This window comes from Burkholderia glumae LMG 2196 = ATCC 33617 (assembly GCF_000960995.1).
Lineage (GTDB): Bacteria > Pseudomonadota > Gammaproteobacteria > Burkholderiales > Burkholderiaceae > Burkholderia > Burkholderia glumae.
In genome coordinates this window covers 595,529-608,957 of sequence record NZ_CP009434.1, presented here as the reverse complement: position 1 = coordinate 608,957, position 13,429 = coordinate 595,529, and the positions used below count along the sequence as shown (strand labels likewise).

12 protein-coding genes and 1 pseudogene are annotated in these 13,429 nt (G+C 63.9%); 5 read left to right on the top strand and 8 right to left on the bottom strand.

Annotated features, from left to right (window positions below):
- Positions 1 to 124: 124 nt before the first annotated feature.
- Positions 125 to 1,705, bottom strand: a complete 1,581-nt coding sequence (locus tag KS03_RS03900) for a methyl-accepting chemotaxis protein (protein WP_017432414.1) — start codon at positions 1,703 to 1,705, stop codon at positions 125 to 127.
- 604 nt (positions 1,706 to 2,309) lie between these two features.
- Here KS03_RS03900 and KS03_RS33310 point away from each other — a divergent pair.
- From KS03_RS33310 to KS03_RS03895, 3 genes and pseudogenes are all read left to right on the top strand, one after another.
- Positions 2,310 to 2,452, top strand: a pseudogene (locus KS03_RS33310) (IS5/IS1182 family transposase); the annotation flags it as partial.
- Positions 2,453 to 2,501: 49 nt separating this feature from the next.
- Positions 2,502 to 2,876: a hypothetical protein gene (locus KS03_RS33305; RefSeq protein WP_017432415.1), complete on the top strand. Its 375-nt coding sequence runs from the start codon at positions 2,502 to 2,504 to the stop codon at positions 2,874 to 2,876.
- Positions 2,877 to 3,405: 529 nt separating this feature from the next.
- On the top strand, positions 3,406 to 5,382 hold the full coding sequence (locus KS03_RS03895) for an alpha-galactosidase (RefSeq protein ID WP_035981959.1): 1,977 nt from the start codon (positions 3,406 to 3,408) through the stop codon (positions 5,380 to 5,382).
- A gap of 252 nt (positions 5,383 to 5,634) precedes the next feature.
- Here the strand turns inward: KS03_RS03895 and KS03_RS03890 are convergent, their stop codons facing one another.
- The 6 genes from KS03_RS03890 to KS03_RS03870 form a co-directional block, all read right to left on the bottom strand.
- Positions 5,635 to 6,840 (bottom strand): carotenoid 1,2-hydratase, encoded by a 1,206-nt coding sequence (locus KS03_RS03890; protein ID WP_230674522.1) that lies wholly within the window; start codon positions 6,838 to 6,840, stop codon positions 5,635 to 5,637.
- Entirely contained in the window at positions 6,791 to 7,864 is a 1,074-nt protein-coding gene (locus KS03_RS03885; RefSeq protein ID WP_015878083.1) for a carotenoid 1,2-hydratase, read from the bottom strand. Before KS03_RS03885 ends, KS03_RS03890 begins: the two co-directional genes overlap by 50 nt.
- Positions 7,865 to 8,453: 589 nt before the next feature.
- Positions 8,454 to 8,891: a hypothetical protein gene (locus KS03_RS30930; protein ID WP_124836641.1), complete on the bottom strand. Its 438-nt coding sequence runs from the start codon at positions 8,889 to 8,891 to the stop codon at positions 8,454 to 8,456.
- A gap of 42 nt (positions 8,892 to 8,933) precedes the next feature.
- Complete coding sequence (locus KS03_RS03880; RefSeq protein ID WP_015878084.1) at positions 8,934 to 9,497, bottom strand: Hsp20/alpha crystallin family protein; 564 nt, start codon at positions 9,495 to 9,497, stop codon at positions 8,934 to 8,936.
- 82 nt (positions 9,498 to 9,579) lie between these two features.
- Complete coding sequence (locus tag KS03_RS03875; protein ID WP_015878085.1) at positions 9,580 to 9,987, bottom strand: Hsp20/alpha crystallin family protein; 408 nt, start codon at positions 9,985 to 9,987, stop codon at positions 9,580 to 9,582.
- 28 nt (positions 9,988 to 10,015) lie between these two features.
- Entirely contained in the window at positions 10,016 to 10,459 is a 444-nt protein-coding gene (locus tag KS03_RS03870; RefSeq protein ID WP_015878086.1) for an Hsp20/alpha crystallin family protein, read from the bottom strand.
- 478 nt (positions 10,460 to 10,937) lie between these two features.
- On the opposite strand from KS03_RS03870, the gene KS03_RS03865 reads away from it, so the two are divergent.
- Positions 10,938 to 11,189, top strand: coding sequence for a hypothetical protein (locus KS03_RS03865; protein WP_230674521.1), 252 nt, complete (start codon positions 10,938 to 10,940; stop codon positions 11,187 to 11,189).
- Between the two features lie 66 nt (positions 11,190 to 11,255).
- Here KS03_RS03865 and KS03_RS03860 read toward each other — a convergent pair whose 3' ends face one another.
- Positions 11,256 to 12,173 (bottom strand): LysR family transcriptional regulator, encoded by a 918-nt coding sequence (locus tag KS03_RS03860; RefSeq protein WP_015878087.1) that lies wholly within the window; start codon positions 12,171 to 12,173, stop codon positions 11,256 to 11,258.
- A 166-nt stretch (positions 12,174 to 12,339) separates the two neighbouring features.
- Here KS03_RS03860 and KS03_RS03855 point away from each other — a divergent pair, with 166 nt between their 5' ends.
- Entirely contained in the window at positions 12,340 to 13,104 is a 765-nt protein-coding gene (locus KS03_RS03855) for an SDR family NAD(P)-dependent oxidoreductase (protein WP_015878088.1), read from the top strand.
- Positions 13,105 to 13,429 lie beyond the last annotated feature (325 nt).

Sequence of the window (13,429 nt, the reverse complement as noted above, 5' to 3'; positions counted from 1 at the left end):
CCACCATGCGCAGCCCGAGCGGAAATCGGCAAATCAAGATGCAGCGCGAGGGCATGGACGGAGTTGTGCACGCCCTGCTATACAAGCCGCTCCTGCAACACCCTGACAATACCCGCTGCTACGCTCACGCAGCATCGTGATGGCCTGCTGGCCGCCGGATTGGGAGCCGCGTGCCGGACCGCAACCGAAAAAACGCGACGACCTCGCTCAATTGCCGTCCCTGTTCCTGTAACGATGCCGAGGCGGCCGCGGCTTGCTCGACCAGTGCGGCGTTTTGCTGGGTGACCTGATCCATCTGCGAGACGGCGAGATTGACCTGCTCGATCCCGCGGCTCTGTTCGGTCGACGCGGCCGCAATTTCGCCCATAATGTCGCTGACCCTCGCCACCGCACGCGTGACTTCCGACATCGTGGCGCCCGCCTCGGATGCGAGATTCGTGCCGTCCTGAACCTTCCGCACGGACGCCGCGATCAATTCTTTGATTTCCTTCGCCGCGCTGCCCGAACGTTGGGCAAGGTTGCGCACCTCACCTGCCACGACGGCGAAGCCGCGCCCCTGGTCGCCGGCGCGAGCGGCTTCGACGGCTGCGTTGAGCGCGAGGATGTTGGTCTGGAACGCGATACCCTCGACGACGCCCGTGATATCGGAAATCCTCTTCGAGCTCTCGCTGATCTCCTCCATCGTTCTCACGACCTTGCCGACGACCGCACTGCCCTGGTGTGCAACATCGGCCGCACTGGTCGCCAAGGTGCTTCCCCGATGGGCGTTGTCCGCATTCTGCCGGACAGTGGCCGTCAGTTCTTCCATGCTAGAGGCGGTTTCCTGCAGCGAACTCGCCTGTTCTTCGGTGCGCGAGGAAAGGTCATGATTGCCCGCGGCGATCTCGCTTGTGGCCGTCGCCATGGTGTCGGCACCGCTACACACGCGTCCGACGACCTGCAGCAGATTCTCGTTCATGTCGCGCAGGGCACGCAGCAAGCGGCCGGTCTCGTCGGCGCGGTCGGTGGTGATGTCTTGTGTGAGATCGCCCCGTGCCACCGCCTCGGCAGCGGATACGGCAACACCGATCGGCAGGGTGATGTCGCGGGTGATGAAGAATGCCAGCAGTACCGCCGCAGCCAGCGCTGTGATTGTGACAGCGATGATGGTCGATTCCGCGACTGATGCGAGATGGGTCACGTTCTTACCCTGTTCATGAGTGCGCTCCCTGCCGATCGCAATCAGGACATCGAGCGCCTTGCCGATCGGCTTGTCGGCCCCGCTGACGACGTGGTCACGGGCTTCAATCGACGCGCCTGAATTGACGAGCGCATCCAGTTTGTCGAGCGACGCACGGTAGCCGGCGGTGGCCGCGGTGAGCGTACGGACGGCATCGGACTCGCCCGATCCGAAGGTTCCCAACTCCAAGGACGTTTGTGCAGCCTGATCGATTGCGTCGAGGTTGGCGAGAAACTTCGTCCGGTAGTCGCCACCGCGCAGCACATAGTCCTTGTAGTTGTGAACCGCGTCGCCGAACACGTCTTTCGCATGCTGGAGCAACTGCAGCTTCGCCAGCGTCACCGACTCGTAGGTCCGCCACTGCTCGGAGATGGACGAGAGCCGGGTGTAGGCGACGGCACCCAGCAGTGCGGTCATCAAGGCCGCGATGAAGAAGGCAATGGCGAGACGTACGCCAATGGACAAGTCGCGATAACTGGGTAGCATGGGGTGTCGTCCTTATGTTGACTCTAGGCCATCAAACCTGCTGCCAGAAGCCCGCGACGGGAGAAGGAACATATGGCGTAACGGCGCGACGACAGCGGGCGGATGTTCTGAAGGTCCGCCCGACGCTATCCGGGTTTACCGCCCCGACGTCTCGCGCAAGCTTCAGTGTTTGAAGCGATGCTCAGCTACCCCGCGTGTGTGACACCCTGACAGTTCGATCAGGATAACGGCAGCAAGAAAAAAATCTGATACGACACTGGCCCAATTCATCATCTTTTCTTTCATTTGGAAAGGCTTTTGAAGAAAAAATAGGGTGTCCCTCCCTTTTTTACGAAACAAAAAGAAAATTTATTTATATGAAGCTCGCCATTGTTAGTATATTTTCCTAATTTTTCCAAAATCAATCCAAGATTCGAATTGATAACTTTGGAGAACTAAAGCCTTTGGCTTTGCGCACTGGAGGTTGGCAATCTCGATGTGCGCATCATCTGCCTATCGCACGGAGCCGCCTGACGTGGCCCACGCCGGCTCCTAACAGGCCCGTCGAAATATCTCGGCCTATGCTGCGCGATGCAGGCTCGCGAGATCAAGGAAGAAGGAGCAGATGCGAGGCGCCGACGGCTGCAACGAATCGCTGCGCAGCACGGTCAGGCTGAAGCAATGTGTTTCGCGGACCCGTCCGTTGCGGCCGATCCGACATGGCAAAACGAAGCGCTCTCGAAGATGGATGCCAGGTTTTCGGCGATGTCCGCACGAATCAAGGAGCGATGGCGACAGCCGGTGTATCGCAAGAGCAATGCGGGCTCCGGCGCTGCCGAGCTATCTCGGGCATGTGCTGACCGATAATCGGCGCGGCCGGGTGGTGAACGCCCAGGCAAGCCGGGCCAACGGCCGCGCCGAGCGCGAAGTGGCGGCTCAGATGTTGCATTGCAAGGTGATGGTGCTGGACCTGGAGGCTTGCGTGCTCACGTTGCCCTGCCCCGCCCGTCTACCGGACAACCTGGCAATACCATGCCCCGGCCTCGCTGCCCCCGACTCAATCCATGTCGCCGCGCTGATTGGCTATCCGTTTGATTTCGAGTTTTTTGCGAAAGCACAAAACAAGATTAAAGAAAGCCACTCGCAATCGATGCCATCCCGCCGACCAAGCACCCGGCAGGATTCCTTATGATGCAAGCGACGCCGGCTTCGCGATCGATCAGCCGGCCTGTCTCGCCAACCATGGCGTAGCCGACGCCGCAAGCCCGGCAAGCCGCAGCTGATTATCCGAATCAATCTATCGAATTTCAAACGGCGAGACAATCACCGCGCTGGTTGCGTTGCCGGCCATGCTGGAAGCTATGCCGGCGCCGTAAACGTTTCGCTCAATTCAATTCGCATTCCCATCTAATGGGACGGACAGAAAATATTTGAACATCCTCAAGGTCGCTGCCTATAGTCGTGCCCAAAAACCATTACGCCTTCCGGAACCCCGGAGTTAAACGGAGACTGACATGAATCTGCTCGTTTACAGAAGTCGTGCGTTAATGCTGTTGGCCGGAATGGCCCTGAGTATGTCACTGGCATTGTCGGGTTGTGGAGGCGATTCGACGGATGGCAGTGGCGCGGCATCGCTGATGGGCGCAAAGAACACTGCCGCCGCGGCAGGCGCCCAGGCGGACGCGCAGCGATCGAGCCAGCCTGGCGCCGGCTCCAGGCAGATGGCGGTCGTGCGGCCGCCGATGGGCTGGTCGTCATGGAACAGCCTCGAGGAGAACGTCAACTACAACACCATCAAGGCCGAAGCCGACGGGCTTGCCGCGCTGAACGCACAGATCAAGAGCGGCGCGAAATACGAATACGTCAACACCGACGAAGGCTGGTGGACGTCCGGCGTACGCGATGCCGACGGCAATTTCGTGATCGACAACACGCAATGGCCCGGCGGCATGCAGGCCATCGTGCAATACATCCACAGCAAGGGCCTGAAAGCCGGCATCTACATCGACGCCGGTCCGCAAGGCTGCGGCACGCGCACGGACGGCTCGCACTTCGTCGGCAGCGACTTCGCGCACTACGATCACGATTTCCTGCAGTTCGCGCAATGGGGCTACGACTTCGTGAAGGTCGATTTCTGCGGCGGCAGCGCCGCGGGCTACGATCCCCAGCAGGCCTATACGGCCGTCGCTTCGGCGATCGAGAAGGCCTACGTGCAAACCGGCCGGCGTCTCACGCTGAGTATCTGCGACTGGGGCACGATCGCCGGCAATCCCGCCTATCCCGACTACAAGCAGGGACCGTGGGCATGGGCCGCCGGCGTCGGCCGCATGTGGCGCACGACGGGCGACATCTACGTTCCCAACACCGGCGCACCGAGCTACGATCGCGTGCTTGGCAACTTCTTCGGCAACTATCACCCTGAAAGTCAGCACACCGGTTTCTATAACGATCCGGACATGATGGTCGCCGGCATGGGGATGACGGCGGTTCAGGATCAGGCGCACATGAGCCTGTGGGCGATCGCGGGCGCACCGCTGATTCTCGGCAACGATCTTTCGAAGCCGCTCACCGCCGACGCCACGAACCTGATGACGAACAGCGGCGTGATTGCCGTCGATCAGGATCCGCTTGGCATACAAGGCGTGCTGGTCGCGCAGTCCGGCGCGCAGCAGGTGTGGGCGAAGCTGCTCGCAGGCAGCGGCCAGCGCGCGGTGGTGCTGTTCAACAACGGCACGAGCGATGCACCGATGACGGTCACCTGGCAGCAGCTCGGCTTCGCGCCGAACAGCAGCGCGACGGTCCGCGACCTGTGGGCGGGCAAGGACCTTGGATCGTTCACGACGTCCTATACGGCGCCGACGGTGCCCGCGGGCGGTGCCGTGATGCTCGCGATCAGCGGCAGCGACGTAGCATCGACGGTCTACGAGCCGACCGCGCTCGGCGGTGGCGCCTCGTACACGCGCTGCTCGGATTGCGCCGGCGGGAAGATCGTGCACGGCCTCGGCACGGTGACGTTCGGCAACATCGCGGCCGCGAACAACAGCGGCGGCTATGTCGAGATCACGTACGCGAACCGCACGCACGAAACGCTGACCGCGCAATTGACGGCCAACGGCGGCCAACCGACCATGGTCGCGTTCCCGCCGACGGGCCGCGACGGCAAGGTCGGCACGGTCACGCTGTACGTGCCGTTCACGGCAGGCCAGAATTCGATCTCGATTTCGAGCGCCGACAGCACCGCGCCGGCACCGGAGATCGCCACGCTCGCGGTGGTGGCCGGCCCGGTCCGGCTGCCGCCGTTCCATGCCGCCTACGAAGCCGAAGCGTCGAACAACGTGCTCGCCGGCGGCGCGCGCACCGCGTCGTGCAGCGCATGTTCGGGTGGCGCCGACGTGGGCTATATCGGCAACGGCGGCACGCTGACGATGAACGGCATCACGGCCGCGGCGGACGGTAAGTACACCGTGCTCATCGGCTACGCGAACGGCGACTCCGCCCCTCGCTCCGCTGAAATCAGCTTCAACGGCACCACGCCCGTTACCGTCTCGTTTCCGCCGACCGGCGGATGGAACACGATCTCGACGCTCGCCGTCACCGGCACGTTCAAGTCGGGCAGCGCCAACACGCTGATCTTCTCGAACTCGTCGGGCTGGGCGCCGGACATCGACGGCATCGGCACGCCGGTCGCAGCGAACTGAGCACGCCTCAGGCCGCCCCGACGCGGCGACGGCATCGGCTGTCGCCGCGCCACCAGTTTCTGCAATGCGAGGCTTGAAGGACTCCTGCGTAACGTGGTGCGAGGAGATGGTGAATCAACGGCGTCCGAGGCGGCGGGGCTCGCGGAGCATACATCGCTGCGCGCCCCGCCGGCGGCTATCGGCGTCGACCCGTTCGCTTCGCGCAACCCCTACTCGCTTAAAGGTGTTGCGACCGCGCTTGAATCCGCCCCATCAGGGCAGCGAGCTGAGCGGCTCGAATGCGGGATTGACTTCGGTGTAACCACGCCCCGTCACCGGCCGGCCATCGAGCGTTCCGGCGATCGCGGAGTCGCCCTCGAAGTAGGTCCGATGGCCCGGCCAGCTCAGTTCCTGATTCTGCACCAGCGGCGTTACCGTCATCGTGCCTTCGGGAAGGCCGATCTGCCATTTCGAGGGGTAGGTATAGAGGGTCTTCGGGCTGGTCCAGTGATCGAGCACGGTGAGGCTCAGGGTATTGGGATCGACCGGCGTGGCGACGCCGTTCGTGACCTTCGTGCCGTATCTCAACACGATGTCACCCGCCGGAAAGTTCTGGAGGAAATACAGCATGTACTGGGTATTGTTGTCGAGCTGTATCGCAAACCAATTCCATCCCCCCGTATTCTTGAAATTGAACCATTGCCGGTCCTGCCAGGAAATCCCGGTCACCTTGATCGGGACGCCGTTGTCATAGATCGTCCCGGTCGTGTGCAGCGCCGTCGACGAATAATAGGCGGATGTATCGCTAAGCGGCATGTAGGGAACCACGCCGTTACCGTTATGAAGGACGAAGGGCTGGTCTGAGCTGGTCTGAAGATCGATGCCGTAGCGATCATCACCGAGCTTCGCCTTGATCGCATAGTTCTGGGCACTGCCGGCAACCGACCAATCGGCGTTCGTGAAGGAGAAGCTGTCCAGCTGCCGCGGGATATCGGCGGAGCTCACCCGTTCCTCGGACTGGAAGCGCTTGTTGGTGACATCGGTGACGGCAAAGTGCCACGTGTAATTCGCCTCACCCGACGGAATCGGCCAGGTTTGGAAGACGGTGACTTCATAGCCGAACTCGCGCTCCTTGCCGCTCGGGTCGACCCCTTTCAGATGGCCCACGAAATACCACCACTCTTCTTGGCTGTGATGGGGCGCCTCGTCCTTTGGCAAGGACACCGGCGCGGGCGTTTCGAAGCTTTGCGCGTGCGCGGCCGGCGCAGCGAAGGCCACCATCAAGGCGCCCGCCAGAAAAACGATTCGACCGAGTTTGTGATCCCAATGCATCATATGCTCCATGGAGTAAGAAAGGTAAGGCGAGCTGGCCGGCACGCCGATCGCGCGCGACCGCTCATCGGGCACGGCAGCGACATCGCGGGCCGCCTCAGGGCAGGAGAACGCCTGATTCCACCCCGTGAGGATTGACTTCCGCATAGGCGTTGCCGGTCGCGGGCTGCCCATTGATGGTGCCGGTGACACTCGCCGGCCCTTCGTAGTAGTAGTGATGGCCGGTCTCAGATAGCTCGGAATCCTGAATTTTCGGCACAACCGTAATCGTTCCGCCAGGCAGCGTCAGGCGCCAGCTCCGCGCATACGTGTAGCCGGTGTGCGGGCTCTTCCAGGTTCCGATTTCCTGCATGGCGAGCTGGTCCTCCGGAATCGGCGCGTAGCTGCCATTGGCCGTTTTCACGCCAATCGCCTTGACGACCTTGCCGGTCGAGTCCTGAAGGAAGCTCAAGTTGTACTGCGTGTTGTCGGCCATGCTGACGCCGAACCAGGTCCAGCCGCCGCCGTCCGTACCGGGCACCGAGTTGGCCCATTCGTGGTCGTACCAGGTAGCCCCGCCAGTAATTTGAACAGGGACGCCGTGGTCCCAGAGCGTGCCCTTGGTATCGAGTGCGGTGTACGAATAGTAAGGAGAGACGAAGGTCCCCATCGTCTCGATGCCATTGATGCCATTCAACGTGACGGGTACCTTTTGCGTCAATTTGAAATCGATCGCATAGTCGAGATCGGACCGGCTGGCCTTTGCATAGTATTGACCGCTACTGCCGCCCATCTGGAAGCCGAGCACGTTCTGGTCGAAACGATCCGGCTGAACCGAGAATCCGCCCGGTGCAGTCCGCTCCTCGAACGAAAACTGGCCGCGGTTCAAGTCGGAGATGGCGAAATGCGAGCTGTAGACGGGCGTGAGGCCCGCAACGCCGACCACTTGGAACACGACGAGCTCGAAGCCGTACTGGCGTTGTCCGCCCTGCGGATCGACCCCGGTAAGGTGGCCGGTCATGTACCACCATTCAACCGGCTGGCGGTGCGACGTCTCGTCTTTGGGAAGGCTGATCGCCGTTTCGATCGGCGGATAGGTCCCAACCGTCTGAGCCAGCACCGGGCCGGCACTGGCTAGCAGCACCGCCACCGCGATGGCACGCCCGTAGTTGTGCAAATTAAATCTGAACATTGAAAACCTCCCCAAGAGAACATCTGAAATTCGGGTGCCTTATTTATGGAATAGCACGAAAGCTTATCCGCGACTCGAATAACGGCAATATTCACATCAAAGCCGCCAGCCACGTTTAACTCTCGGACTATGTGCAGAAATCTATTCCTGCATCGTGCAGTGCGTCAAACAGATTGGCATATCAATATCACCGGCCCCGCACTTGCCCCGGCATGCCCGGACAAGTCACTTTGTTTTAGTAAGCCGAATGAAGTGAATCGTGCCAGTGCGTGCCGGATTCGATCATGGCGTTGCGCACGGTCGGCATGCCTGCATGCGCATTTCGGTATCCGGGCAGCCGTCCTGCTGAAATCGGGCAGCTGATGAGCGCAGTGCTGTGGAGTGCTTACCACGGCCGATCCAACCCGAACAGGCGGCTGCCAGGCCATCGGCAAGCAAGCGTGGATGGCGCCGGCCATGCTGATTCAGGCGTTCGCCGCATCGGCCAGGCGCGGGCGGCGGCGCACACCGCATGGATGGCTTGCGTCGGCGAGCCCCGGCTTCCATTACGAATCCGTCGAAAACGGATGTATTGCCGGCTCGACGGAGATTAATTCCCTCGAATCAGAATCGAGGGATTCGTGAAAATAGAATTCTCCTGACGATTCGATTTCACCAAATCAGCATGAACCGCCAGCCGCATTAACGATTGCATGCGCAATTGAATGCCACCATTCGACTCGAAGAAATATTTCGGGAATATGTCAAACCATCCGACAGATGAATCAACCAGGAGCGGGAGCTGAATGGAAACTTCATTCCATTTGTTATTGCCCATGCTTTCATGTCCGCCCGGGTATGGTGCGGGGGCCGCGCCGTTCTTGCCCGGCGCGGCATCCTGTTTCAATCGGGCCGGCAAGCTCTTGCGGAACGGCGCCGCCGATGCGGCGTCGGATGCGATCGCGGCAGCCTTGGCGGGAACCTCGCCCGCGGCGGGCGGCAGCGCGGTGGCGGCGCGTCGGGCCGCACGAGAGCCCGGCCGAATCACCGTGGACGGTCCGCGCCGGTGCTTCGGCCGGGGAGCAAACCGCTAGCCGATGTCGATCGTCCGGCTCGCGGCGCGTGTCGACTCCGATTTCGGCACGGTCAGCGTGAGTACCCCGTTGTCGAACTTCGCCAGGGTGTGATCGGGGTCCGCGTTTTCCGGCATCGGAATCGTGCGCACGAATCGTCCATAGGCGCGCTCGAGCCGGTAGCAGCCGTCCTCCTCACGGCGCACGTCCTGCTTTTTCTCGCCGCGCAGCACGAGCGCTCCGTCCTCGACGGTGACGCTCAGTTCCTCTCGCTCCATGCCGGGCAGCTCGGCGGTCACGCGCAGCACCCGTCCTTCATCGACCACGTCGATACGCGGCTGGAAGCGTGATGAACTGAAGTCGCCAAACCATCGCTCCAGCGCGCCGCGTCCGGCGAACGGATCGTGGAAGAACTCCTCGACCGCACGCCACGGTTCGCGCGAGAAAATCCTCGGCATCTCGCTCCAGGGAGCGCGCCACGATTCGCCCGCCGGCGTGCCGGCCGGGCTGTCCGCGTCGGGCTTGCGCCCCGCGCCACGCAGGAACTTGAAGGGATTCCACTTCTTCAGGTCGGTGTTCATCGTATCCTCCTCTGCGGTATCGCAGCCGGGCGGCCGGCCGCCGCCCGGCTGCCTCGCGGCATTTGCCGCGCACCTGCCGGCGTCAGCTGGTCCGCACTTCGATGCGGCGCGGCCGGGCGTCGTCGCGGCGCGGTATCGCCAGCTTCAGCACGCCGTCCTTCAGATTCGCGTCGATTTTCGACGCGTCGAACTCGGCCCCCAGCGAAAAGGCGCGAGCGAAGTGCGGCTGGCCCAGCTCCGCGTGCTGCAGGCGCAGCCCCGCCGGGGTGGGAACCACCGCCTCTGCCTCGATGTGCAGGTTGCCGTCGTGTACCTTCACCTCGAGCCGGTCCTTCGTCACGCCGGGCAGATCGGCCCACAGGGTGATGCCCTGGCTGTCCTCGACGATATCCACGGGCGGCGTCAGCGTGATGCGACGCTGCGGCTCGCCGTCTTCGCGCCGGGCCAGCGCCGTGTCGTCCTTCCTTGCAAGTGCTGTCGTGTCGTTCATGATGTCCTCCTCGGTTCTGCGACGGGTTTCATTGCACGGTAATGACTCGCGGCTTCGAGGTCTCCCGCTTGCCGATGCTCACGGTCACGCAACCATTGGTGTACCGTGCCGTGACCTTGTCGGGGTCCGCATGCCGCGGCAGTTCGATGACGCGCCTAAAGGCGCCCGAAAACCGCTCCTGCGCGTAGACGCGCGAGTCGTCGCCGGCCGCTTCGGGCCGTGCACGGGAGCGCTCGCCGCTGATGGTCAGCAGCCCCTTGTCGATCGACACGTCGAGCTTCGCCGGGTCCACACCCGGCGCGAACGCGACGATCTCGATCGAGTCGTCGGTCGAGCCGATGTTGACGGGCGGGAAGTCTCCGGCGCGCCCGGCGCGGATGCTGGAAGGAAAACCACTGAAGAGGCCGGCCATCTGCCGTTGCAGCCGGTCGAACTCCCGGAAAAGGTCGGCCCCGTACTCGAGATCGCTCATCGTCATTTCCTCCTGGAAAGCAGCAGGAAGACGAACCGGCCTACGCGCTCCAGTCCGTCTGCCGTGCCGCGGGCAAACAAATCGAAACACGCAGCGCGCCGGGTAGCGGCGCGACTGCCTGAGCGGAATGGAAGATAGTGTTCCTGGCAGAAATTTCAAGGGCAGGCGCGCGCCTTTCCTTTTTTCAATTCCGGTGGCCTACGGGCGGGCGGACCGGACGCGGTGCCCTCGCCTCGCTCCGATAAGCGCGGTGCGGGCCGCTGAAATCGGGGTCGCGCGCGCGGCGCGCGGCCATCGACGGGTAATATTGCGGGGCGGTGCCGCCGCGACGCCGGCAGCGGCGCGGCGCAGCGAGCGCGAGGCACATGCCGGCGCGGGGGCCGGATCGGACGCGCGACGCAGCCTGGGCGCCGTCCCATCCACTCAGTCGCCACGAGGGCCGCAAGGCAGTGTGGGAGACCTGGAGAAAAACGAGAGCATGGCAAAATTGGCGACAACCGTATCGGGCACCAACGTCACCGTGGCAACGACGAACAAGCCCGCCGAGGTCGAAATCACCGTGAGCCCGGCCGGTCAAGCGCGGCCTCGAAAGCCTACCGTCGTGACGGTCCAGGCGTATCTGGACGCCGGCGTGCCGATGGAGGCGATCCTGCAGCACGCCCTGCATGTGGCGTCCACGACGGTGCGAATCGCCTTGGAACGCGACCGCATCGCGGCGGCTCCGAAATGAGCCGGCGGCCGGCAGCAGCGATGCGCTGGCTCCGCACGACCGGCAGGTGCCGGCCGCCGCCCGCCGTCATTTCGGCCAGCGCCAGGCCGGCTCGCTCAGGTGCTCGGCGAAGTAGTCGGACAGCGCGCTGACCTTGGCGGGCCGCGCGCGCGCCGAAGGCGTGACGAAGTAAAGGCCGCCGCGCGTGAGCGACCAGTCGGTGAGAATCGCCTCGAGCCGGCCGTCGGCCAGATACTCGCTCGCGATGAACTCGGGCAGCTCGGCGATCGCGAGCCCTTCGAGCAGCATCGGCAGCAAGGCATCCGAATTCGTCACGCGCAGCGGGCCGGCCGGCATCACCGGCTCTTCGTCGCCGGCCTGGTTGGTGAAGCGCCAGACGTCGCTGTGCGCGCGATAGGCATAGGACAGGCAGGCGCGCCCGTTCAGCTCGCGCGGATGCGAGGGGCGCCCCTCGCGGGCGAGATAGCCGGGCGAGGCCACCAGATACTGCGTGACCGCGCACAGGCGCCGCGCGACCAGCGACGAATCGGGCAGCGCGGCGATGCGCAGCGCCGCGTCGAAGCCCTCGGCGACCAGATCGACGGTGGCATCGGCCAGATGCAGATCGACCGACACCTGCGGATATAGACGAAAGAAGCCCGGCATCAGCGGCGCGACCCAGCGCAGCCCGAACGACATCGGCACGGCCAGCCGCACCAGCCCGCGCGGCTGCACCGACAGCTCGCGCGCCGCCCCCTCGACCGCCTCGGCCTGCCGGTAGATCTCGCCGGCCTTCTCGCAGAGCGCCCTGCCGAACTCCGTCAGCGCAAGCTGGCGCGAGGTGCGATTGAAAAGGCGCGCGCCGAGCCGGTCCTCCAGCCGCGCCACGCCACGCGACACGGTGGCCACCGACACCCCCATCTCGCGCGCCGCCGCGGCGAACGAACCCTCCTCCGCCACCTTGGCGAACATCGCGAGTCCCTCGAAATCAGGCAGCTTCGACATCGGCGCTCATCATTTCAAAAATGCAATGCTGGTTTGCAATGCATTCTATTTCGAAAAGATAAGCAGGTCGATATTCTCCCTACATCGCAGCAGCACACGGCACGCCGCGCCCAACGCGAACCGCGGCGTCGCCCCGACCGAACGGATCGAAACCAGGAGAATCATCATGGCACGCAAGCTCGACAACAAGATCGCACTCGTCACCGGCGCCACCAGCGGCATCGGCCTCGCCACCGCGCAGCGCTTCGCCGCCGAAGGCGCGCAGGTCTACCTGACCGGCCGCCGTGAGGCCGAACTCGAGGCGGCGGTCGCCTCGATCCGCGCGGCCGGCGGCACGGCCACCGGCCTGCGCGTGGACTCCACCCGGCTCGACCAACTCGATGCGCTGTATGCGCGGATCCGCGAGGAACAGGGCCGCCTCGACGTGCTGTTCGCCAACGCCGGCGGCGGCTCGATGCTGCCGCTCGGCGAGATCACCGAGGCGCATTTCGACGACACCTTCGATCGCAACGTGAAGGCCGTGCTGTTTACGGTGCAGAAGGCGCTGCCGCTGCTGGCCGACGGCGCGTCGGTGATCCTCACGGGCTCGACGGCCGGCAGCTCGGGCACCGCGGCGTTCAGCGTCTATTCGGCCTCGAAGGCGGCGGTGCGCGCGTTCGCCCGCAGTTGGATTCTCGACCTGAAGCCGCGACGCATCCGCGTCAACACCCTCAGCCCGGGCTCGACGCGCACGCCCGGCCTGCTCGACCTGGCCGGCCAGGACGAAGCGCAGCGGCAGGAGCTGGCCGATTATCTGGCCGCGCAGATTCCGCTGGAGCGCCTGGGCGAGCCGGAGGAAATCGCCAGCGCCGCGCTGTTCCTGGCCTCGGACGATGCGAGCTTCGTGAACGGTGCGGAACTGTTCGTCGATGGCGGCCAGCAGCAGATCTGAGCGCGGAGCCGGGCGGCGCGGCGGTGAGGAGCGAACCGGACATCGCCTGGATCGCGCGTGACGATACGAACCTGCTGATGGTGGAGTTGCTGGCGTCCGGCGTCGGCCGGTCCTGACGGCACGGGCGACACGGGCGACACGGCCTCATCCTCGGCCCGTCCGTTGTCCGAATCATTGGCATACAGCTATGCCGTCCGAAGCCGATCTGTCGTCCAGCTTGGCAGGAGGCGGTCCTTTCGAGGGCAAGACGTGCTCCGGTTCGCCTGCTTCGCACTCCGTCATTTTCGCGGCAGCCGGGCCGAGGCCGGGCAAGCCCGCCGTGCGA